Source organism: Pseudomonas sp. Wu6 (assembly GCF_019891515.1).
GTDB lineage: Bacteria > Pseudomonadota > Gammaproteobacteria > Pseudomonadales > Pseudomonadaceae > Aquipseudomonas > Aquipseudomonas orientalis_A.
Window position 1 is genome coordinate 53,856 of the sequence record NZ_JAFLXH010000003.1, and the last position, 22,390, is coordinate 76,245.

The following is a 22,390-nucleotide window of genomic DNA, read 5'->3' on the forward strand; positions in this document are numbered from 1 at the left end:
TGGCTTGTCTTGCGACGGGGATGCGCTACCATGGCCCTCCCTATTATTTGTTGCCTGCCAACCATGCACTGTCCCTTCTGCGGTGCCAACGACACCAAGGTCATTGACTCGCGTCTGGTCGCCGAGGGCGATCAAGTGCGTCGCCGGCGCGAATGCCTGGCCTCTGGCTGCGGTGAACGTTTCACCACCTTCGAAACCGCCGAACTGGTATTGCCGCGCCTGATAAAATCCGACGGCAGCCGCCAGCCCTTCGACGAAGAAAAACTGCGCGCCGGTATGCAGCGCGCCCTGGAAAAACGCCCGGTGAGTGTCGAGCGTCTGGAGGCGGCGCTGGCGCATATCAAGCACAAGTTGCGCGCGACCGGCGAGCGCGAGGTCAAGAGCCTGGTGGTCGGCGAGCTGGTGATGGGCGAGCTGCAAAAGCTCGACGAAGTCGCCTATATCCGTTTCGCCTCGGTGTATCGACGCTTCCAGGACCTCAATGAGTTCCGTGAAGAGATCGACCGCCTGGCCCGTGAGCCTTCCAAGCAATGACGTCTGAACAGGCAGTCCTCGACGCCCACTACATGGCGCGCGCCCTCGAGTTGGCGCGCAAGGGCCTGTACACCACCCACCCCAACCCACGGGTAGGCTGCGTGATCGTGCGTGACGGGCAGATTGTCGGCGAAGGCTGGCACGAACGCACCGGCGAGCCCCACGCCGAACCCAACGCCTTGCGCGCCGCCGGTGACAAGGCCCGTGGCGCGACGGTCTACGTCACCCTCGAACCCTGCAGCCACCATGGCCATACGCCGCCCTGCGCCGATGCGCTGGTGACAGCCGGCGTGGCGCGCGTGGTGGCCGGCATGCAGGACCCGAACCCGGAAGTGGCCGGGCGCGGCATGCAGCGCCTGGCCCAGGCCGGCATCGAGGTTCGCAGCGGTGTGCTGGAAGCTCAAGCGCGTGCGCTGAACCCGGGCTTTCTCAAGCGTATGGAACACGGCCTGCCATTTGTGCGGGTCAAGTTGGCGATGAGCCTGGACGGCCGCACCGCCATGGCCAGCGGCGAAAGCCAATGGATTACCGGCCCTGCCGCCCGTGCCGCCGTGCAGCGCCTGCGCGCCGAAGCGAGCGTGGTGCTGACCGGCGCCGATACGGTGCTGGCCGACGGTGCCCGCCTGACCGTGCGCGCCGCCGAGCTGGGCCTGGATGCAGAAACCACCGCCCTGGCCATGTCGCGCCCGCCGTTGCGTGTGTTGATCGACGGCCGTCTGCGAGTGCCGCTCGATGCGCCGTTCTTCAAGGCGGGCCCGGCTTTGGTCATCACCTGCGTAACCCCGGAAAACCAGTTCCCCCGTGGTCCCGAGTGCCTGGTGGTACCGGGTGTGGAGGGCCAGGTCGACCTGCGATCGGCGCTGGTGGCGCTTGCCAACCGTGGCGTCAACGAAGTGCTGGTGGAAGCCGGCCCGAGCCTGGCGGGCGCGTTTGCCCAGCAAGGGCTGGTCGACGAGTACGTGATTTTCGTCGCCGGCAAGTTCCTCGGTTCCGCTGCCCGACCCTTGCTGGACTGGCCGCTTGAGAAGCTGGCCGATGCTCCCCACCTCAAGATCACTGACATGCGTGCCGTGGGCGACGACTGGCGAATCACTGCCATTCCCGTGCCTGCGGCGAGCGTATAATTCCCGGCCCGCGCTTGAGCGTCAGCCCCCCGTTTTCAGGAGAACGACATGTTCACCGGCATTATCGAGTCCATCGGCAGCATCCGTGCAATGACCCCCAAAGGCGGCGATATTCGCCTGCTGGTTGAAACCGGCAAGCTCGATCTGGGCGACGTCAAGCTGGGCGACAGCATCGCCGTCAGCGGTGTGTGCCTGACCGTCGTCGAGTTGCCGGGCAACGGCTTCGCTGCCGATGTGAGCCGCGAGACCCTGGACTGCACCGCGATGAACGATCTTGCGGCCGGCAGCCCGGTCAACCTGGAAAAAGCCCTGACGCCCACCACGCGCCTGGGCGGCCACCTGGTCAGCGGGCATGTCGACGGCGTCGGCGAAGTCGTGGCCCGCAGCGAGAACGCGCGCGCCGTGGAGTTTCGTATCCGCGCGCCGAAAGAGCTGGCCAAGTACATCGCCCATAAAGGCTCGATCACCGTCGACGGCACCAGCCTGACCGTGAACGCCGTGAATGGCGCCGAATTCGAACTGACCATCATTCCCCACACCCTCAGCGAAACCATCATGGCCTCCTACCAGCCAGGCCGGCGGGTGAACCTGGAAGTGGACTTGCTTGCCCGTTACCTGGAGCGCCTGTTGCTGGGCGAAAAGGCCGCAGAGCCTGCATCAGGCACCATCACCGAAAGTTTTCTGGCCGCTAACGGCTACCTGAAATCCTGACCAAGGGGGTGCCGCGTGGCGCTCAATAGCATCGAAGAACTGGTTGAAGACATCCGCCAAGGCAAGATGGTCATCCTGATGGATGACGAAGATCGCGAGAACGAAGGCGACATCATCATGGCCGCCGAAGCGTGCAAGGCCGAGCACATCAACTTCATGGCCAAGCACGCCCGTGGGTTGATCTGCATGCCCATGAGCCGTGAACGCTGCGAATTGCTCAAGCTGCCGTTGATGGCGCCGCGTAATGGCTCGGGCTTCGGCACCAAGTTCACCGTATCGATTGAAGCCACCACCGGCGTCACCACCGGCATCTCCGCCGCCGACCGTGCGCGCACCGTGCAGGCTGCTGCTGCGAAAGACGCCAAGGCTGAAGACATCGTCAGCCCCGGCCACATCTTCCCGCTGATGGCCCAGCCGGGCGGCACCCTGGCGCGTGCGGGGCACACCGAAGCCGCGTGCGACCTGGCGCGTATGGCCGGGTTCGAGCCGAGCGGGGTGATCTGCGAGGTGATGAACGACGACGGCACCATGGCCCGTCGCAGTGAACTCGAAGCGTTTGCCGCCGAGCACAACCTCAAGATCGGCACCATTGCCGACCTGATTCACTACCGCATGATCCACGAACGTACCGTTCAGCGGATTGCCGAGCAGCCGCTCGACAGCGAACTGGGCCACTTCAATCTGGTGACCTACCGTGATTCAGTGGAAGGCGACGTGCACATGGCGCTGACCCTGGGCACCATTTGCGCCGAAGAGCCGACCCTGGTGCGCGTCCACAACATGGACCCGCTGCGCGACCTGCTGATGGTCAAGCAGCCCGGCCGCTGGAGCCTGCGCGCGGCCATGGCCGCGGTTTCCGAGGCGGGCAGTGGCGTGGTGCTGTTGCTTGGCCACCCGCTGGATGGCGATGTACTGCTGGCGCATATCCGCGAAACGGCCGACCACGTGCCGGTGAAAAAACCGACCACCTACAGCATCGTCGGTGCCGGTTCGCAGATCCTGCGCGACCTCGGTGTACGCAAAATGCGCCTGATGAGCGCACCCATGAAATTTAATGCGATATCCGGTTTCGATCTGGAAGTTGTAGAATACGTGCCCTCCGAATAAAGGCTGGCGATTCCTGCCCCTTGTTCGCGGTTAAATCATCACTGAGGGACGCACTTTTCGCGTCCCGGCTCTTTAAGAGATTTGTCGAATGACCCTGAAGACCATCGAAGGTACCTTCATCGCCCCCAAAGGCCGCTATGCCCTGGTGGTTGGCCGCTTCAACAGCTTCGTGGTTGAAAGCCTGGTAAGCGGTGCCGTTGACGCCCTGGTTCGCCACGGTGTGAGCGAGAGCGACATCACCATTATCCGTGCCCCTGGCGCCTTCGAAATTCCACTGGTTGCGCAAAAGGTTGCCCAGCAGGGTGAATACGCGGCAATCATCGCCCTGGGTGCGGTCATTCGTGGCGGTACCCCGCACTTCGAATACGTGGCCGGCGAATGCACCAAGGGCCTGGCCCAGGTGTCCATGGAGTTCGGCGTGCCCGTCGCTTTCGGCGTGCTGACCGTTGACTCCATCGAGCAAGCCATCGAGCGCTCCGGCACCAAGGCCGGTAACAAAGGCGCTGAAGCTGCCCTGTCCGCCCTGGAAATGGTCAGCCTGCTGTCGCAGTTGGAGGCCAAGTGATTTCCGACGAAAGCGATCGTTTCAACCCACGCGACGAGCGTCCAGCCGACGCCGGCAAGCCTTCGAAAAGCGAAAAGCGTCGTGCTGCGCGCCAGCTGGCGACCCAGGCGCTGTACCAGCGCCACATGGCTGGCACTGCGCTGAACGAAATCGAAGCGCAATTTCGCGTCGATAACGATTTCACCTTCGCTGACCAGAGCTACTTCCACGACATCCTGCACGGTGTTCCGGCCAACCTGGACGAGATCGACAAGGCCTTGGCGCCCTGCCTGGACCTGACCCTCGAAGAGCTGGATCCGGTTGAACTGGCCGTGCTGCGCCTGTCCACCTGGGAACTGCTCAAGCGCGTCGACGTGCCGTACCGCGTGGTGATCAACGAAGGCATCGAACTGGCGAAAGTCTACGGTTCGACCGACGGCCACAAGTTCGTCAATGGCGTGCTCGACAAGCTGGCCCCGCGCCTGCGGGAAGCCGAAGTGAAGGAACACAAGCGCTAAGTTGCGCTTGTGGCCTTGATGGGTGAGTTCGAGCTGATCCGCAACTATTTCGCCGCCGCGCCCTGCGCGCAAGGCGGCGAAGGCATTGCCCTGGGGATCGGCGACGACTGCGCCTTGCTGGCGCTCCCCGCCGGGGAGCAACTGGCAGTCTCCACTGACACCTTAGTGGCCGGCGTACACTTTGCCGACCCGTGTGACCCGTTCCTGCTCGGCCAGCGCTCGCTGGCCGTGGCAGTGAGCGACCTGGCCGCCATGGGCGCCCATCCCCTCGCGTTTACCCTTGCCCTGACCACGCCGACCGTCGATGCCGACTGGTTGCAACGCTATGCCCAGGGTTTGAACGCCATGGCGCAACGCTGCGGCGTGGGCCTGGTGGGCGGCGACACCACGCGCGGGCCGCTGAGCCTGACCTTGACCGTGTTCGGTCGCGTGCCGGCCGGGCTGGCCTTGACGCGCGGCGGTGCACGGCCCGGTGATCTGTTGTGTGTCGGTGGCGAATTGGGCAACGCGGCCGGGGCGTTGCCGCTGGTGTTGGGCCAGCGCAGCGCGCAAGCGGCCATCGCCGAACCGCTGCTCGCCCACTACTGGTCACCGCAACCGCAACTGGCCTTGGGGCTGGCGCTGCGGGGCAAAGCGACGTCAGCCATGGATATCTCCGACGGGCTGCTGGCCGATTGCGGGCATATCGCCAGGGCATCGGCTGTCAGCCTGTTGATCGAGCGCGACACCTTGCCGTTGTCGGCGGCGTTGCTGGCGTTTGTCGGTCGCGACGAGGCGCACGTAGCCGCGTTGAGCGGCGGCGATGACTATGTGCTGGTGTTCACCTTGCCGCCGGCCGAACTGGCGCCGTTGCGGGCGGGCGGCTGGCCGGTCCATGTAATCGGTCGGGTCCAAGCGGGGCAGGGCGTGACACTGCTCGACGCCAACGGACAAGACATCACTCCGGCCGTGCACGGCTATCAGCATTTTCATCAGCTGCCGTAGTCGGCGCTGCTGCGTTACCCTTCATATGAATATCTCCACGTAGGAAGTCATCCTTATGAGTGTGCGCTGCTGGCTGCTGATCATGCTGTGCGTTATGACCCCTGCGCTTGAGGCGGACGAAGCCCGGTTGCCCGGCAAGATCGTCCTGGCCAGCGAGGAGTGGAGCAACTACACCAACAGGGATGGCAGCGGCCTAGCCTGGGACGTGTTACGCCAGGTGTTCGAACCGGCCGGCGTCGCCCTGCAAGTCCGCAGCGCGCCCTATACCCGCTCGGTCGGCTTGGCCCAGCGTGGCGAGGTGGACGGTTGGGTCGGTTCCTACCGCGACGAAGCCGAGCACGTGCTTTATCCGTACTGGCACTTTGACTCCGATCATATCTACGCCCTCGGGCTGGCAACGATGCCCACGCCGGGCCTGGCGACGCTCGGCGATTACCGCCTGGCCTGGGTGCGTGGCTACAAATACGAGAAATACCTGCCGAACGTGCGTCGGTTCAACCAGGTCGAGCGCCGCGACGGTATCCTGTCGATGCTGCAGCATGGCCATGCAGACCTCTACATCGAGTCGCTCACCGAAGCCGAGTATGTGCTCAGTCAGGCCGACGATCCGTCGCGGTTCACACTCACCCACCTCACGGAACTGCCGCTCTACGTGGGCTTTGCCTATAACGAACGTGGGCGGGCACTGAGGACCTTGTACGACCAGCGCATGGCCGTGCTGGTGAAAACCGGCGACTTGAAGCCGATTTTTCAACGCTGGAAGCAGCCGTATCCGTTCTGACCTGCATAGAACCAAGCCGAAGGCCAATCGAACCTATTGATCTTTATCAGCGATCATTCAGCTTAAGCGTCTGTAGGAACAGGCTGTTACAATGGCCGCTTCTGTGAAAATCTGAAATCAGGAGCACACGGTGCCCGTCGTTTTCGTCGCCGCTTCCAAGCTGCCTACCCCCTTTGCCACGTTCACCATGCATGGCTTTCTCGAAGAAGCCACCGGGCGCGAGCACGTTGTGCTCAGCCTGGGCGATATCGCTGATGGTGCGCCGGTGCTGGGCCGCGTGCATTCCGAATGCCTGACCGGCGACGCGCTGTTCAGCCAGCGCTGCGACTGCGGTTCGCAATTGGAAGCTGCGCTGCAGGCTATCGCCCGCGAGGGCCGTGGCGTGCTGCTGTATTTGCGTCAGGAAGGCCGTGGCATCGGCTTGTTGAACAAGATCCGCGCCTATGAATTGCAAGATGGCGGTGCCGACACCGTGGAAGCCAACGAGCGCCTGGGCTTTGCCGCCGACCAGCGTGACTACGCCATCTGCCTGCCGATGCTTGAGCATCTGGGCGTGAAGTCGCTGCGCCTGATGACCAACAACCCGCGCAAGGTCAAAGCCTTGACCGAAATGGGCATCACCGTGGCCGAGCGTGTGCCGCTGCATACCGGGCACAACCCGCACAACAAACTGTACCTGGCCACCAAAGCCAGCAAGCTCGACCACATGATGGGCAACGAGCATCAGGGCGAGGTCGACCGCGCGTGACCCGCGGCCAGGTGAAACGTCGACTGTCCTTCAACTGGTGGCAGTACCTGGCCCTGGCATTGCTCCCATTGTTTGTGATCAACCTGGTGTTCGGCCGCGCCGAGTCCTTGCTTCCCGTACTGGCCATGCCGTTGTTTATCGCCGGCGTGGCCTCGATGTTTCTCAGCCTGCGTTATTTTCACGGCTATAAACATGCGCTGATCGCCACGTCCAAGGCCCTCGATACTGCCGAAGAACCTGCCGCCTGGATCACTCTGGCGGCGCGTCGACGTACAGCCTTGCTGGTGGCTGCGCTGCCGGCCTGGATCGGCGCGTTGGCGGTGTTCGTCGGTCTGGAAGCGGTGCCGCTGTGCTTGCTGGCGCTGTCGACGACGGTGCTGTTTTACCTCTATCGCATTCCGCGTCAGTTGGGATGAAACGCTACTGGCTGGCGTTGTTGCTGGGGTTCAGCGTTCAGGTGTTGGCCGCCGAGCGCGTTGTCAGTCTGGCGCCGTCGCTGTCTGAAATCGTCGTCGAATTGGGCGCTGCCGATCTCTTGGTGGGTGTGCTCGATGGCGGCGAGCGGCCGTCGGCCCTTGCGCAGGTGCCATCGGTCGGGCGTTACGGCCAGTTGGACATGGAGCGCCTGCTCAGCCTCAATCCCGACCTGATCCTGCTCTGGCCCGGCAGCGTCGGCCCGGCTCAGCGCGAGCAATTGCAGCGCCTGAATATCCCGGTGTACGTTGCCGAACCCCATGACCTTGAACAATTGACCCGTCAGGTCCAGGCCATTGCCGAGCAATTGGGGCGTGCCGACGCTGGCCTGGCCTTGGCCGATCAACTGCGCCAGCGCCTCGCCGAACTGCGCCAGCGCTATCGGCGCGCCGAGCCGTTGCGCGTGTTTTACCAGGTCTGGAACCAGCCGCTGTACACCGTGGGCGGCGAGCAGATCATCAGTGATGCGTTGAAGGTGTGCGGGGCGCGCAATGTGTTCGACGATCTCACGCTGCCGGCGCCCCAAGTCAGTATCGAGTCAGTGTTGCAGCGTGATCCGCAGCTGATCCTGGTGGGCGATCAGGCGCAGCGGGAGGCCTGGAAGGTCTGGCCGAGCCTGTTCGAGCGCGTGCGGTTGGTACCGGACAAGGGCCTGGAGCGGCCCAGTGGGCAGATGCTGGAAGCGGTGGCGCGGTTGTGTCAGGTGATTGCGCCTAGCCTCTGACATCGTTATCGCAGGCCAGCCAGCTCCCACAGGGGAATGCATTTCAAGTGTGGGAGGGGGCTTGCTCCCGATGGCGGCCTCTGGGCCGACCAGGATGCTGGATTGGAGCGGGTACATATCCGTTTCTGCGGTAACGGCTGCTATGGGTTCCGCTTTTACAGCGGCTCACTTTTGAAAAGCGCAAAAGTAAGCAAAACGCTCTTGCCCCACCACTCGGCACCTCGCTCATGCTCGGTGTGCCCTCTCTCCGGCTTGAATCCGTGGGCCGCCGCAATGGGCCATCCATGGCCCAGTGCGGCTAACCCGGCGTCCTGCCGGGTTACCCACGGATTCAAGCCTGCGTTCGGCCAGCGTGGTTTAACGGGGCGCCTGAGATCAAAAGCAGATCAAGATCAAGGGCGGCTCGCTTCGCATCGTGGTTACGGTTGGGGGGACTGGAATTGTGTTGGCAGCTATGCTGCGATGACGCCGGTTCAGGCAACTCAAATCTCGGGTGTCCAGGTTACCCCGAGCATCCACGTCCGGGCTGCTTCGCGATAATTCTGATACCCCTCGAGGTAGCTGTACTTCGCCCGCGCATAAGACTTGTCCAGCACGTTATCGACCTTCAACGACAACGAAACCTCGCGGTTCAACGCCCAACTGCTGCGCAGCCCCAGCAAGGCATAGCCGCCCAGGCGATTACGATTGGCTTCGTCATCGTAGCTGCTGCTGATGGCCTGCCAGCTCGCGCCCACACCGACCTTATCGAACTGCCGATCCAGGTCCAGGTTCAACGTGCGCCGTGCGCGGCGCGCCAGGGTATGGCCGCTGTCGCGGTCACGCGGGTCGATCAACGACACGCCCAGGTTGCCTTGCCAGCCAAACAGCTCCTGCTTGAGCGCCGCTTCAACACCATTGATTCGCGCCGATGCCACGTTCTGCGGCTTGCCACCGTCAAGGATGATCGCATCGCTCAGGTCGGTGCGGTACAGCGAGGCTTCCAGGCGTGTGCTGTCCGCCAGTTGGCTGCGCCATTGCACCTCGTAGCTTTTTGACGTCTCAGGCTGCAGGTTGGGGTTGCTGTATTGCGTGTCGGGGTAATAGAGATCGTTGAAGGTCGGTGCGCGAAAGCCTTCGCTGTAGCTGAGCAACACGTCATTGTCAGGGTTGATCGGCACTGTCAGCGTGCCGCTCCAGCTGTTCTGGCCGCCGAACTGCTGGTTCTGGTCGCGGCGCAGGCCCAGTTCGGTGGAAAACCATTCACCGTGAAAGCGATGCTGCACGAAGGCGGCACGGTTCCAGCGACTGTCTTCGGTAAACGCGGTGGAACCGTGGAAGCGGTCTTCGTACCAGTCGCCGCCGACGATCAGGCTGTTGCGCTCGTTCAGCGTCAGGTCGTTCTGCCAGTTGACCGAGTCGCGGTAGGTATTGAACACGCTGAAATCATCGCTTAGGGTGTCGCGCTTGGTGTCGCGGTTTTCGCTGTGGCCCAGCTCCAGGCGCGACTGCCAGCCTTCGCTGAGGGTGGCGTCGACATAGCCGCTGGCACTGCTGACGGTGTAATCGGTGTAGGGTTTCTGGCCGAAGCTTTGCCCGGTGGCGAAGTCGTAGCGCCCGAAGCTGTTGTCGTACTCCGACTTGCCGCGGTTATCCAAAAGGTTGAAGCCCAGTTCCAGCGCATCGCTGAACGAGTGGCTGAGGTTCAGGCTCAGGGACTGATTGCGGTAGGCGTCGTGGTCGCCGTCGCTGGGAAACGACTGATGGGTCGAGTTGATGCCGGCCGTTTCATCCAGGCTGGCGCCCAGGTTGAAGCGCGTCTGTTCATCGCCGCCCGACAGGCCGACGCTTCGCTCCCAGGTCTGGTGGCTGCCAAAGCCCAGCTTCACCCGGGGTTGCAAGCCTTGCTCGGCGTTGCGTCGGGTAAACACCTGGATCACCCCGCCGATCGCATCGCTGCCGTAAATCACCGAACGTGAGCCGCGCAGCACTTCCACGCGCTCAATCTGGTCGACGTTGAGGTATTGCAGACCGCTGTCGCCGGAGGTGGTATTGGCGATGCGCTGGCCGTCCACCAGCACCAGACTCTGCGCCGATTTTGTACCGCGAATGTAGATGCCCGGCAGACTGCCACGTCCACCGGTGGGCGCCACTTGCACCCCGGGCACGCGGCTGAGCAGGTCGGTAACGCTGTCGGGCTGCAGGCGGTCGATATCGGCGCGGGTGAATACGGTGTTGGCGGCGCTGCTGTCATTGCGCGCCTGCACCTGGCGGTTGGCGCTGATGACCACGTCGGAGAGTTTCAAGGCCTGGTCGCGGGTGTCGGCGAGCAGATCGGCGCAGGGTAGCAGCAGGGCAAGGCTCAGGCGTTTCATGGGCTGTCCATAGCGTTTGAAGGGTGTACACATCAAAATGTGGGAGGGGGCTTGCCCCCGATTGCAGTGTGTCAGTCAGAACATCTGGTACTGATACACCGCTATCGGGGGCAAGCCCCCTCCCACATTTAGTCCCGGTTTCTACAGGGCCAGAAGCGCCAAACGCTGGCGCACCGAGGCCTCGATACCGGCTTCATCCAACCCGCATTCAGCCAGCATCTGCGCCGGCTTGGCGTGTTCGACGTACATATCCGGCAAGCCCAGGTGCAGCACCGACTTGAGGATATTCTCCCGTGCCAGGAATTCACTGACCGCCGCACCGGCGCCGCCCATGATGGCGTTTTCTTCGACCGTCACCAGCAGTTCGTGACTACCGGCAATCTCGCGCACCAGGGCTTCATCCAGTGGTTTGACGAAGCGCATGTCGACCACGGTGGCATCGAGTTTCTCAGCGACTTTCAAGGCTTCGGCCAGTTGCACGCCGAACACCAGGAAGGCCGTCTTGTTGCCCTGGCGACGTAGAATGCCCTTGCCGATTTCAATCGGCTCCAGGTCTTTCTCGATCACCGCATTCGGGCCATTCCCGCGCGGATAGCGCACGGCGGCGGGGCCGTTGTACAGGTGGCCGGTGCTGAGCATCTTGCGCAATTCGTTCTCGTCGCTCGGCGTCATGACCAGCATGCCGGGGATGCAGCGCAGGTAGGACAGGTCGAAACTGCCCGCATGGGTCGGGCCGTCTTCGCCGACGAGGCCGGCGCGGTCGATGGCGAACAGTACGTCGAGGTTCTGCACCGCCACGTCATGCACCAACTGGTCATAACCGCGTTGCAGGAAGGTCGAGTAAATCGCGACCACCGGCTTGGCGCCTTCACACGCCATGCCCGCAGCGAACGTTACCGCGTGCTGCTCGGCAATCGCCACGTCGAAATAGCGCAGCGGGAAACGCTCGCTGAAGGTCACCAGGTCGGAGCCTTCCTTCATCGCCGGGGTAATGCCTACCAGGCGCGAGTCGGCGGCGGCCATGTCGCACAGCCATTCGCCAAACACGCCGGAATATTTCGGCCCGCTGGCCTTTTTCGGCGCGGCGGCGGGGGCGTCCAGGGGCTCGAGCTTGGTGATCGCGTGGTAACCGATCGGGTCGACTTCCGCTGGGGCGAAGCCTTTGCCCTTCTTGGTGACGATATGCAGGAACTGCGGGCCCTTGAGGTCACGCATATTGCGCAGCGTGGCGATCAGGGTGGGCAGGTCGTGGCCGTCGATCGGGCCGATGTAGTTCCAGCCCAACTCTTCGAACAAGGTGCCGGGCACCAGCATGCCCTTGGCATATTCTTCGGTGCGACGGGCAATTTCCCACGCGCCGGGCAGACGCGACAGCACTTTCTTGCTGCCTTCGCGCATGCTGGCGTAGGTGCGGCTGGAGAGGATTTTCGCCAGGTAATTGGACAAACCACCCACATTGCGCGAAATCGACATGTCGTTGTCGTTGAGGATCACCAACATGTTGGCATCCACTTCCGGCGCATGGTTCAGCGCTTCGAAGGCCATGCCCGCGGTCAGCGCGCCATCACCGATCACCGCGATCGCCTTGCGCTCACTGCCTTGCAGGCGGGCGGCAATCGCCATGCCCAGCGCTGCACTGATGGAGGTACTGGAATGGCCGACGCCAAAGGTGTCGTACTCGCTCTCCGAACGCCGTGGAAAGGCGGCGATACCGTCCTTCTGGCGCAGGCTGGCCATGCGCTCGCGACGGCCGGTAAGGATTTTATGCGGATACGCCTGGTGGCCCACGTCCCACACCAGCCGGTCGTCCGGGGTGTCGAATACGTAGTGCAGGGCGATGGTCAGCTCGATCACGCCCAGCCCGGCACCGAAATGCCCACCGGTCTGGCCGACCGTGTAGAGCAATTCCAGGCGCAGTTCATCGGCCAGGGTTTCCAGCTCGGCTTCACCCAGTCGACGCAGGCCGTCCGGCGTGGCAGCGCGGTCGAGCAGGGGCGTGGACGGGCGCTTGCGGGGAATCTCTTGGAACGTCGTGGGCATCAGGCGAATCGTTATAGGTATAGAAGAGGCGGCAGTTTACCTCAAGCATTGCAAACTGCCCACGCAGAGGGGCGAACTTGGCCGATTTGCGGCGCTTATGGCCGCAGCTGTCAGTGGCGACGTTCGACGATATACCGCGCCAGATCACGCAACGGCTCAGCCGCCGCGTCGAAAGGTCGCAGGGCGTCCAGGGCTTGATCGCGCAGCTCCAGGGCGTAGGCCTTGGCGGCCGCAAGCCCGAGCAGCGCAGGATAGGTCGGCTTGTCCCGCGCGATATCGGCGCCCTGGCGTTTGCCGAGGGTGGCGGTGTCGCTTTCCACGTCGAGGATATCGTCCTGCACCTGGAAGGCCAGGCCGACAGCCCGTGAATAGGTTTGCAGCGCCGCCAATTGCGCCGCTTCAGCCCGGCCACTGGCCAGGGCGCCCAGTTGCACGGCAGCTTCGATCAGCGCGCCGGTCTTGTGACGATGCATGTGTTCCAGGGCTTGCTGATCCAGCTTGAGGCTGACCGAACCCATGTCGATCGCCTGCCCGCCGACCATCCCGGCCGGGCCTGCGGCCAGGGCCAGGGCGGTGACCATGCGCAGGCGGGTCTCGGCGTTGACGCTGCTCAGCGCCGGGTCCAGCAATGCGCTGAACGCCAGGCTCTGCAGGCCATCACCGGCCAGGATCGCATAGGCTTCATCAAAGGCTTTATGGGTGGTCGGCTGGCCGCGACGCAGATCGTCGTCGTCCATCGCCGGCAGATCGTCATGTACCAGGGAATAGGCGTGAATCAGTTCTACCGCACAGGCCGCGCCATTGGCCTGCTCGGCTGGCGCACCCAGCGCTTCACACGCGGCATACGCCAGCAACGGGCGCACACGCTTGCCACCGTTCATCACGCTGTAGCGCATGGCGGCGTAAAGCCGCTTCATTTCCGGGCTCGGCGCAACAAACAAGGGCTCCAGCGCCGCATTTACCCGGGCTTGGCTACTGGCCTGATACGCATCGATCATTCGGGTTGTTCCGCATCGAAAGGTTCTTCGGCCAACTCCCCGTCGCGCTCAAGCAACACCTGCACTTTTTGCTCAGCCTGCGCCAACGCGCTCTGGCAGTCACGGGTCAGGCCGATGCCTTGCTCAAATGCCGTCAACGAGTCTTCCAGCGACAACTCGCCGTTCTCCAGACGCTCGACCAGGGTTTGCAGGTCGGCGAGGGATTGTTCGAAATCGAGTGCAACTTTTTTGCGGGCCATGGCGGCAATTCCGGTAGACGGTAAACCGGCGCGACACTAGCAGACATGGGGGATTGGGGCAAATGAGTGGGGGCTTACTCGCCCGCAGTATTAATCTGATAACGCGTGCTGCGACCGCCTCCGGGCAGACGGATCAGGCAGTTTTTTTCCAGCAGGTCAGCCAGGTGCCGCGTGGCGGTTGCCTTGGATACCTTGGCCACCGCCTGGTACTGCGCGGCGCTGATGCCCTGTTCGAAACCCCTTTCACCGCCGTCGAGCAGGCGGTTGAGCACCTTGGTCTGTTCGGCAGACAAAGCAGCGCCGCGGTGGTGGTCCCAGAATCGCGTCTTGCTCAACACACGATCTATCCGCGCCATTGCCTCTTGCAGGCTGCGCAACAACGTTCTCAGAAACCACTCGAGCCAATCCGTGATATCGAGCGTGGCCTTTTGGCTGGACTCCAATGCGTTGTAATAGCCCTGGCGGTCCTCAAGGATACTGGCTGACATCGCATAAAAGCGTATCGCGTGATGGTCGCCCTGGGCCAAGGCCAAGTCAGTGATGGCGCGTGTCAGGCGACCATTGCCGTCATCGAACGGGTGAAGCGTGATAAACCAGAAATGCGCAACGCCGGCACGTATGAAGGGTTCCAGTTCCGCTTGACTGCGGCTCAGTTCGAACCACTCAAGAAAGTCATCGAGCGCCTGCTTCAGCCCCGCGCGTGGCGGCGCCTCAAAATGCACGGTAGGCCGGTCAAGACGGCCCGATACTACCTGCATCTGCTCATCCCCCCGCAGCCCCCCGACAGTTATCTCTCGCGTGAAAACGCTCGCTTGCGAAGTTGGAAACAGCAAATAGTGCCAATGCATCAGGCGCGAATAGGTGAACGGTTTGGCGAATTGCTCGGTGGCATCCATCATCAGATCAGCGAGGCCTTCGCTACGGCGGCTTACCTGACCGGCTTTCGTGGCCTCCAGGCCTAACCGTCGCGCCAGGGAGGACCGCACCGAGCCGGCATTCAGTTGCTCGCCTTCAATAGCGGAGGAGGTCAGGATGTTTTGCAGCAGCGCGTCCAGCTCGTTCTGCGCGCTGGCTACCTGACCAGCGGAGCCGAGCATGCCCAGGAGTTTGCCCTGGGAGTGACTGCATTCGCGCAGCAAAGCAGCCAAGCGTCCGGGCTGCCAGTGGAAATGGGGCCAGTCGAGGTGTTGCCAGATCCAGCGGGGGTGATCCATGGAAGAAGTACCTAGGTACTGAGTCGAATGTAGGGGTTATTCGGCTCATATGGTGAGCCGATTGTGCTGGTCATTCGGCTCACTGTCGAGGGGGCAAGCCGATGATTGGATGTTTGAGCGTCTAAAATTTTTTAGATATTAGTTGGGTAAAGATGAATGGCGGTAGCTCTGACATCAACGAAGCCGAGCTCGTGCGGCACTGGCTGGTCTAGCTCTACGAGGATTACTGAATCCCCTATCTTTAGTACTGCACAGCCGTCTGTATCGTTAATAAGCTCGCCAGTTATTATCTGTATGCCATCGTTTACGGTGATTTTTGGCGTTGTGTCAGAAGAAAGATCAATATTTTCCTTCCAGGAAAATACTTCATCCAATTCTAATTCCACATCCAAAACATCACCGATGTTGGGTTTGGTGCCATGCCAGAAAGCTATGCCATTTCCAAAAAGCGAGCTGAACTCCACACATAAAGTGTCTTGGACGGAAAAAACGTCAGTCGTTCGTATTTTCATTTCACTTCTTCGTTAATGGGACCCGTACAACAGTATTGTCTATATTCATCGTGTTGGTCTTCAGTTCAAGTGTCCATGTTTCCTCATGATAATGATGCTTGCTTGGCTTGCTGTTCATTTCATGAGCGCCGTAACGGATGCTTCTTTTTGCATCGCTGGAAACAATTCTGTCTTTATCAGGTTTGCCTGTTCGTGGGTTGGTATTCGTATGAGGGGGAGGTCCCAAAAACTCTTCCCATTTATGAACGGTTTCTTCCGGATTTACAGGTTTACTGGCATAGGTCTCCTTGTGGTAGCCAATATCAGGTCGCGCATTTGGGCTCTTAGGTGTGGGTGTGCTGTATTCATTAGCCTGCGGCAGTGCCTCTGGACCTTCACGACTATTCTGCTGGCACTTGTTTTCACCTGGACAATTGTTCAGACCTAGAGGGTCTAACCAGCCTGTAGGGTTGGGCACGTACTGGTACGCATTGATCCCACCCGCCAGCTTCACCGGATCAGGCGTCAGGTAACGACCAATATCCGGATGGTAGTAGCGATGCCGGTTGTAGTGCAGGCCGCTTTCTTGGTCGTAGTACTGGCCTTGGAAACGTAGAGGGTTGTCGATTTTGCCTACGTCGAGGCGGCTGATTTCGCCGTAAGCGCGGTAGTGCGCGGACCAGGCGATTTCTCCGTCGGCAGTGGTGAGCTCCTGCGGTGTGCCGAGGTGGTCGAGTTGGTAGTGGTAGGGCGTGGTTTCTTCCGGCCCGAAGCCTTCCAGCAGTGCCAACGGACGGAAGCTGTCGGGTTCGTAGAGGTAGCTGCGATGTTGATCGGCATGGTGTTCGGCGATCAGCTTGTCGCCTTGCCAGAAGAACTCCGTGGTTTTCTCTTCGATGGTTTTGCTGATGCGCCGACCAAACGGGTCATAGCGATAGCTCGCGGTTTGGCCGTTGGGCTTGGTGACGCCGATCAGCCGGTGCTGGAAGTCGTAGCGGTACTCGGTGACGAGTGAATGACCGTTGCCACGCCGTTCTCTTATTAGATTTCCAAAAGCGTCATAGTCGTAATGGTGATCGCCTTGGATCATCAGGCGATTGCCCGCCACGATGTCCGGCCCCGGCCTGTCTTGCATAAGCAAATTGCCGGCGGGGTTGTGGCCGAAACGCTCCTGCACGTCTTGCGAGTGATCGGCGCGGGTCAGGCGGTTTAGTGGGTCGTAGCGGTAACGGTGTTCGCCTTTGCGGGTGTCGATCAGGCGGGCGAGGTTGCCGGCTTTGTCGTAGTCGTATTGGCGTTGGTAAAGGTGGTTTCCTTGCTGGGTGACGGCGTGGGCGTGCAGGCGGTTTTGGTCGTCGTAGTGGTAGTGGCTGAGCAGTTGGCCTTGTTGGCGTTGGTGTTCGCGACCGGCGTGGAACAGGTGGGAGGTCAGCAGTGCGCCATTCAGCTCGACGGTGGCCAGGTGGCCGCCTTTGTCGTGGTTGAAGGTCAGACGGTTATTATCCGGCAGGCGTAAATGCTGAAGTTGGCCACAGGCGTCATAGCCATAGCGCAAGGTGCCCCAGCCCTGGTGCTCAGCAGTGAGGCGGTTTTGTTTGTCGTACTCGTAGGCCAGCGCCCAGTGGCCGTCTTCGACGCTGAGGAGGTTGCCTTGGCGGTCGTAGGTGTAGTCGACCGTATTGCCATCGGGGAGGGTTTTTCTTACAAGACGACCGGCGTGGTCGCGCTCGTAACGGGTAACAAGCTGACTACCGTCGTCGCCGTGTTCGGTCTTTTCCAGCAGGTTGCCGTTGAGGTCGTAGGCGTAGGCGGTGCGTTGGCCGTCGAAGCCGGTTTCCTGTCGGATCAGGCCGTTGGGGTGGTAGTCCAGTTGATAGGTTTCGCCAACTTCGTTTTCGATTTCAGTCAGCAAAAGGCGGGCATTGTCGTAGCGGTACTTGACCTGGGTGCCATCGGCGTTGATGCGGCGGCTGATCAGGTGCAGGCCGTCGGCGTATTCGTAGCGGGTGACGTGGCCGAGTTCATCGCGTTCGGCGATGATTTTTCCGTAAGGGTTGTAGCTGAACTCCCGATAAGTACCGTCGGATTGGGTCAGTTTCAGCAGGCGCCCTACCGCGTCCCATTGATACTGAGTCAGCGCGCCAAGCTCATCCTCACGCGACAATTGCCGGCCCAGATCGTCATAGCGATAACGCATGATGCTTCCATTGGGCAACTGTTCTTCAACAAGCTGCCCACGCTCATTCCACACCAGCCGATGACAACTGTTGTCGGGATACCAGACCCCGGTCAGTTGCCCTTGCTTGTCGTAGCTGTAGTCCGTCGCGTCGCTGTCCGGATCAATCCTGCGGATGACATCGCCTTGCTCATTACGCTCGTATTTCCAAACCGCCTCACCACGCCGCACGACCCGTACGAAACCATTGTCATGCTCGTAGGACGTCGGCTCATCCTCCCCCGGAAACAGCGCGACCAAGCGTCCGGCGGCGTCGTACTGATACGCCGTCACCGCGCCCAGCGGGTCCTGCTCGACGGTCAGTCGGCCCTTGTCGTCGTAGGATTTGAAATGCCGGGCGCCGTCGGGATCGATGCGCTGTACCAGTCGCGCCCGGTCGTCATGCACGTACACTTCCTGGCTACCATCGGCGTTGTGCACGTTGACGCTGCCGTCATCGCTCCATACATAGCGCGTGTCCATCTGCGAAAAACTGGCCCAGTGCCGGACACAGCGCGCGGCTTTACCAGACCTTTCCCACGCCCAAAAGAAACTCGCCCCACCGGCCAATTGCCGCTCAAGAATGATGTGCTGTTCGTCGTACCGATAAACCTCGCGTTCACCGACGGCATTGGTTGCCGACACCAGTCGTCCGGCGTCGTCATAGGCGTAGGAAACGACGTTCTGCTCGGTCACCCAAACGAAGGGTTCATGGCCTTTGGCGCGATGCACCTGGTAGTCCACCGCCACGATGCGGTCGAATTCATACCGCAAAAAAAGCGAACGGCCCGCACCGTTATCCAGTCGCTCAATACGCCCCAACCGATCCCGGACAATGCGCAATCGGTTGTCATACGCATCGCTGATCGCCGTCAGCACACCGTCGCAAAAGTGATAAAACCGGGAAGACTGGGCCAGCACCAACTCGTCAGGCGCAGACCCCAAGTAGATCGCCGCTTCCGCCAGGCTGTTGGTAATCGCCGGCCGAGCCGCCGTCGGCAAGGGCAGGGTGGTCGAGCGATTCTCATGGTCGGTCCACACCACCGAATCGCCCGACACAGAAAGCCTGTGCGCCAGCGCATGACTCCAGCCAAACCCCAACCCGCAATCCACTTCCACCGCACTGGTGCGGTACAAGCGCGTCCACTCGAACGGCAAGATCCCATCCAGCGCGCCGTCGGTCAGGGTCAGCAGTTCCTCGCCGGTGACCATCGACACCGGGCAACCGTGGGTAACGGTCTTGTCCGCAGAAGCCGCTGCATCGCCCTTCGGATTCGAAGCCACGGCAGACACATCATCTACATGCTCTTTCTGCCGCAGCACTGCGTTCTGCCGAGCCTTCCAGCGCATCTGTAGGGTGCCCTGCTTCAGCCCACCGACCACCCCTCGAACCGCCACCGCTTTATAGCGATCCACCGCCTGCATAAACTTGGTCAGAATCGCCAGCATGCTCTGTATGAAGCCAACCGCAGCATCAACAATCCGAGCGCCATACTTGCCCAGCCGCAAGCTCAAATACGCCACACCCGCCGCCGGTAAGGCGATGGTCAGTACCGCGCCAATCACCAGGTCAATCAGCAGCGACACGATCAACCCTGCAGCCACTTGCGCGATCTGGCCCGGCGGCAATGCGTCCAGCCAGACCAACGCGGTGCGCACCAGAAGGAACAGTGCCGCCTCATCACTGGCCAGCAACATCGCGTGTTCCATGATTTTGGGGGCATCGCTGGCGATTTGCGCCAACTTGGCTGCTTGGGCTCCCAAGTGCTCTACGTACTGCAACGGATCTTCAAGGATCGACTGCACCAGCTTTATGCTGTCCCACACCTCACCGATCGCCGCCCTACTGCCCGCCAGTATGCCGCTGCCAATTGCACTGGCCGTGGATTGCTGCCAATGCGGCTTGAAGTCCTTCCACTGATCGCGCAGCCATTGCTCCAGATCTGCTGTCAGCCCGGCATAAGAGGCAAACAAGGCATCCACTTGCTGCGCTGAAACACCGCCTTGAACCCGAACTTGATAGCGCCCGCCGGCGGCGCAATCGTGCGAACCCTCGCCGTGTTCATCGAGCATGATCACCGCTGAACTGCCGTCATCCAGGCGGGTCACCTCAACGGGGATGTCGCCAATCGGTACGTCATACAGCGACTCGAACCTGCTCTGGATCTTAAGCACGCCGCCCACCGGGCAACGAGCCACAGTAGAAAAATCCGCGTCGGTATGGCTCACCGACTGCTGCGAATCCCCGGCCCGCAACACCCGGTCCATCCCCAGCAACGACGGCATATCCACAGCATGGCTCACCGAATCCAGTGCCCGGGAATACCAGGCACCCATTTGCTGGCGATAAATCGTCAGGCTCTGATGGAAAGTATCCAGCTCATATTCGATCGAGGTGATGTGGGCAGCGTGGGTCATCCATGACGTCTCGGCAGAAGGCAAGGCGTCGGAGTCTGCCGCAGCGAAAGGCGGCTGGATGAGCGGTTTGAAAAATCAGATTGCGCTTACAAAAGGCGGGTAATTTTCGATGTCGACGTGTGCCCCCGGAGCACTTCAGATAGCGACGCTGCTGATTGACGAACAGTGCCTTGAGCGCCTTTCAGCTGGGTTTCAAACGCATTCAAACCGGCTTACATCCGCTGCAACTCGGCGATTTGCGCGGCTAATGTTGAGGCGGTTGTAGATTGGAGTGTTCACGGTTGAATCCTTTTTTATTTGGGCTGGTTGGGCATTGTGTTCAACATGGCCCAGATTAATGGGTGGTTGATGGAGGATAAATCGGGGTGGAGGGAGTCTTACTGCCTACTATTAGGTGACAATAAAAGGCGGAGAAAGTGATCCCCGAAGCGGCATCATGGTTTAATATTAATTCTATAAATACCCTTATAGGGATATATTTTTCATGAAAATAAACCGTCTTCTCGCAGATTGGCCGTCGGGCACGATCGTCACTCAGGCGTGGCTTCACGAGCAGGGAGTCGGCCCCAACCTCATTCAGAAATATCAGCAAACAGGCTGGGTAGAGCGTGTGGGCCACGGCGCCTGGAAACGCACCGGCGACAGTGTCGACTGGCACGGCGGTGTTTTCGCATTGCAACAGGGTGCAACGATGCAGACCTGGCCGGGCGGCGCGACGGCGTTGAGCCTGGCCGGTTACAGCCATTACCTGACGTTTGGAAAAGAAACCGTTGATTTATTTGGCACTTCAGGCGCCGTTCTTCCCGGTTGGTTTCGCAAGCATGAATGGGAAGCGCAGATTAACTTCCATCCGGGCGCGCTCTTCACAGGGCTGGAAGATATGGCGTTACAAGTTTTCCAAATACCTTACCGCCAATTCGCGCTAAAAATCTCCACCCCGGAACGTGCGGTGCTCGAGCTTATTCACCAAAGCGCCGACGAGATGCTGTTCAGCGGTGTAGCCGATGTGATGAACGGTCTTACCACGTTGAGCCCCAGGCGCCTGCAGAAGCTGCTTGAAGCGTGCAACTCCATCCGCGTCAAACGTGTGTTCTTTGTGCTGGCGCGCAATGCGGCTCATACCTGGTACGAGCGAATAGACCGTTCCAGCATTGATCCAGGCAAGGGCAAGCGGCAAATCATCCGGGGCGGTCGACTCGATAAAGAGTTCCTTATTACCGTTCCGGAGCGTTTTGCCAATGCCACTTGATCCACGTTATGCCGCTCAGGTTCGTCTGCTGGTGCAGGTCATTCCTTACGTGGCGGCAGAACGATGTTTCGCGCTGAAGGGAGGCACGGCGATTAACCTGTTCGTACGTGACCTGCCTCGATTGTCGGTGGATATAGACCTGGCGTATCTGCCCAGCGCTGATCGTCAGCAGGCATTGGTCGACGCTCGCCAGGCCCTGGAGCGGATTACCGAGGCGATAGGGCGGGGCCTTCCCGGAGCCGTCGCCACCATTCAAGGAAATCGAGACGATGAGCTTCGGATTCTCGTAAGGAACGCCCAGGCCCAAATCAAGATTGAAGTTTCGCCAGTGCTGCGCGGCACCGTCCATCCACCGTTGGCGCGTGACGTAGTGCCGCTGGTCGAGGAAGCGTTCGGATTCGCTTCGATGGCCGTGGTGTCCCTGCCAGACCTGTATGGCGGCAAAATCTGCGCTGCACTGGATCGGCAACATCCCAGAGACCTTTTCGACGTGATGTGGATGCTTCGAGAGCAGGGGCTGACACGTGAAATCTTCGAGGGTTTTCTGGTGTATCTGATCAGCCACAGCCGTCCCATGGCTGAATTGCTGGCACCCCGCTGGAAGCCATTGGCGGGCGCGTTTCAGGCTGAATTCGCCGGCATGACGCGAGAGCCCGTCACACTTGACCAGTTGGAAGCGACCAGAGAGGCGTTGTTAGCCGCGATCCGCCAACAATTCAGTGAGCAGGATGCCGCCTTCCTGATCTCGATCAAACAGGGAAAGCCGGACTGGACGACGCTGAACCTGCCGGGAATAGATCGTTTGCCTGCCGTGCAATGGAAATTGCATAACGTCAGGCAAATACCTGCTGCAAAACGGGCGGAAGCCGTGGCGAAGCTGGAAGTGGTGATTGAGCAATTGTTGGCAGGGTAGGCATGACGTG

The 22,390-nt window shown here is 60.9% G+C and carries 20 protein-coding genes; 13 read left to right on the forward strand and 7 right to left on the reverse strand.

The window, feature by feature from the left end; genetic code table 11:
- Positions 1–63: 63 nt before the first annotated feature.
- The 11 genes from nrdR (at position 64) to J1G34_RS02705 (ending at position 8,249) form a co-directional block, all read left to right on the forward strand.
- Positions 64–534: a transcriptional regulator NrdR gene (gene nrdR / locus J1G34_RS02655; RefSeq protein WP_065888389.1), complete on the forward strand. Its 471-nt coding sequence runs from the start codon at positions 64–66 to the stop codon at positions 532–534.
- On the forward strand, positions 531–1,658 hold the full coding sequence (ribD, locus tag J1G34_RS02660) for a bifunctional diaminohydroxyphosphoribosylaminopyrimidine deaminase/5-amino-6-(5-phosphoribosylamino)uracil reductase RibD (RefSeq protein ID WP_222993237.1): 1,128 nt from the start codon (positions 531–533) through the stop codon (positions 1,656–1,658). Before nrdR ends, ribD begins: the two co-directional genes overlap by 4 nt.
- A gap of 48 nt (positions 1,659–1,706) precedes the next feature.
- Positions 1,707–2,369 carry a riboflavin synthase gene (locus J1G34_RS02665; RefSeq protein WP_065888387.1) on the forward strand — a complete coding sequence of 221 codons (663 nt, stop codon included), beginning with the start codon at positions 1,707–1,709 and terminating at the stop codon, positions 2,367–2,369.
- Between the two features lie 15 nt (positions 2,370–2,384).
- The gene (gene ribBA / locus J1G34_RS02670) at positions 2,385–3,476 is read left to right on the forward strand and encodes a bifunctional 3,4-dihydroxy-2-butanone-4-phosphate synthase/GTP cyclohydrolase II (RefSeq protein ID WP_065893131.1); all 1,092 of its coding nucleotides are present in this window, start codon (positions 2,385–2,387) and stop codon (positions 3,474–3,476) included.
- 88 nt (positions 3,477–3,564) lie between these two features.
- On the forward strand, positions 3,565–4,041 hold the full coding sequence (gene ribH / locus J1G34_RS02675) for a 6,7-dimethyl-8-ribityllumazine synthase (RefSeq protein WP_003176356.1): 477 nt from the start codon (positions 3,565–3,567) through the stop codon (positions 4,039–4,041).
- Positions 4,038–4,538: a transcription antitermination factor NusB gene (gene nusB, locus J1G34_RS02680; RefSeq protein WP_065888385.1), complete on the forward strand. Its 501-nt coding sequence runs from the start codon at positions 4,038–4,040 to the stop codon at positions 4,536–4,538. Before ribH ends, nusB begins: the two co-directional genes overlap by 4 nt.
- Positions 4,539–4,556: 18 nt before the next feature.
- Complete coding sequence (thiL, locus tag J1G34_RS02685; protein ID WP_065888384.1) at positions 4,557–5,522, forward strand: thiamine-phosphate kinase; 966 nt, start codon at positions 4,557–4,559, stop codon at positions 5,520–5,522.
- A 55-nt stretch (positions 5,523–5,577) separates the two neighbouring features.
- On the forward strand, positions 5,578–6,303 hold the full coding sequence (locus tag J1G34_RS02690) for a substrate-binding periplasmic protein (protein ID WP_222993239.1): 726 nt from the start codon (positions 5,578–5,580) through the stop codon (positions 6,301–6,303).
- Positions 6,304–6,433: 130 nt separating this feature from the next.
- Entirely contained in the window at positions 6,434–7,051 is a 618-nt protein-coding gene (gene ribA, locus J1G34_RS02695; RefSeq protein ID WP_057724861.1) for a GTP cyclohydrolase II, read from the forward strand.
- Positions 7,048–7,467: a nuclear fragile X mental retardation-interacting protein 1 gene (locus tag J1G34_RS02700; RefSeq protein WP_065888382.1), complete on the forward strand. Its 420-nt coding sequence runs from the start codon at positions 7,048–7,050 to the stop codon at positions 7,465–7,467. The genes ribA and J1G34_RS02700 overlap by 4 nt, the downstream gene beginning before the upstream one ends.
- Entirely contained in the window at positions 7,464–8,249 is a 786-nt protein-coding gene (locus J1G34_RS02705) for a cobalamin-binding protein (RefSeq protein ID WP_065893136.1), read from the forward strand. The genes J1G34_RS02700 and J1G34_RS02705 overlap by 4 nt, the downstream gene beginning before the upstream one ends.
- A gap of 482 nt (positions 8,250–8,731) precedes the next feature.
- On the opposite strand, the gene J1G34_RS02710 is transcribed toward J1G34_RS02705, so the two are convergent.
- The 7 genes from J1G34_RS02710 to J1G34_RS02740 all read right to left on the reverse strand — a co-directional run bounded on the left by J1G34_RS02710 (position 8,732) and on the right by J1G34_RS02740 (position 20,218).
- Complete coding sequence (locus J1G34_RS02710) at positions 8,732–10,603, reverse strand: TonB-dependent receptor domain-containing protein (RefSeq protein WP_222993241.1); 1,872 nt, start codon at positions 10,601–10,603, stop codon at positions 8,732–8,734.
- A 141-nt stretch (positions 10,604–10,744) separates the two neighbouring features.
- On the reverse strand, positions 10,745–12,643 hold the full coding sequence (gene dxs / locus J1G34_RS02715; protein WP_122682449.1) for a 1-deoxy-D-xylulose-5-phosphate synthase: 1,899 nt from the start codon (positions 12,641–12,643) through the stop codon (positions 10,745–10,747).
- A gap of 110 nt (positions 12,644–12,753) precedes the next feature.
- Positions 12,754–13,641 (reverse strand): polyprenyl synthetase family protein, encoded by an 888-nt coding sequence (locus J1G34_RS02720; protein ID WP_122560790.1) that lies wholly within the window; start codon positions 13,639–13,641, stop codon positions 12,754–12,756.
- Positions 13,638–13,880, reverse strand: a complete 243-nt coding sequence (locus J1G34_RS02725; protein WP_003176346.1) for an exodeoxyribonuclease VII small subunit — start codon at positions 13,878–13,880, stop codon at positions 13,638–13,640. Before J1G34_RS02725 ends, J1G34_RS02720 begins: the two co-directional genes overlap by 4 nt.
- 74 nt (positions 13,881–13,954) lie before the next feature.
- On the reverse strand, positions 13,955–15,094 hold the full coding sequence (locus tag J1G34_RS02730; RefSeq protein ID WP_222993243.1) for a Fic family protein: 1,140 nt from the start codon (positions 15,092–15,094) through the stop codon (positions 13,955–13,957).
- Between the two features lie 131 nt (positions 15,095–15,225).
- Positions 15,226–15,606: a hypothetical protein gene (locus J1G34_RS02735; protein WP_065937156.1), complete on the reverse strand. Its 381-nt coding sequence runs from the start codon at positions 15,604–15,606 to the stop codon at positions 15,226–15,228.
- A gap of 1 nt (position 15,607) precedes the next feature.
- A complete protein-coding gene (locus J1G34_RS02740) occupies positions 15,608–20,218 on the reverse strand; it encodes an RHS repeat-associated core domain-containing protein (RefSeq protein WP_222993245.1) in 4,611 nt (1,536 codons plus the stop codon).
- Between the two features lie 484 nt (positions 20,219–20,702).
- Here J1G34_RS02740 and J1G34_RS02745 point away from each other — a divergent pair, with 484 nt between their 5' ends.
- Together J1G34_RS02745 and J1G34_RS02750 are read left to right on the forward strand one after the other, a co-directional pair.
- Entirely contained in the window at positions 20,703–21,467 is a 765-nt protein-coding gene (locus J1G34_RS02745) for a type IV toxin-antitoxin system AbiEi family antitoxin (protein ID WP_222993247.1), read from the forward strand.
- Entirely contained in the window at positions 21,457–22,380 is a 924-nt protein-coding gene (locus J1G34_RS02750; protein WP_122561966.1) for a nucleotidyl transferase AbiEii/AbiGii toxin family protein, read from the forward strand. The genes J1G34_RS02745 and J1G34_RS02750 overlap by 11 nt, the downstream gene beginning before the upstream one ends.
- Positions 22,381–22,390: the final 10 nt, after the last annotated feature.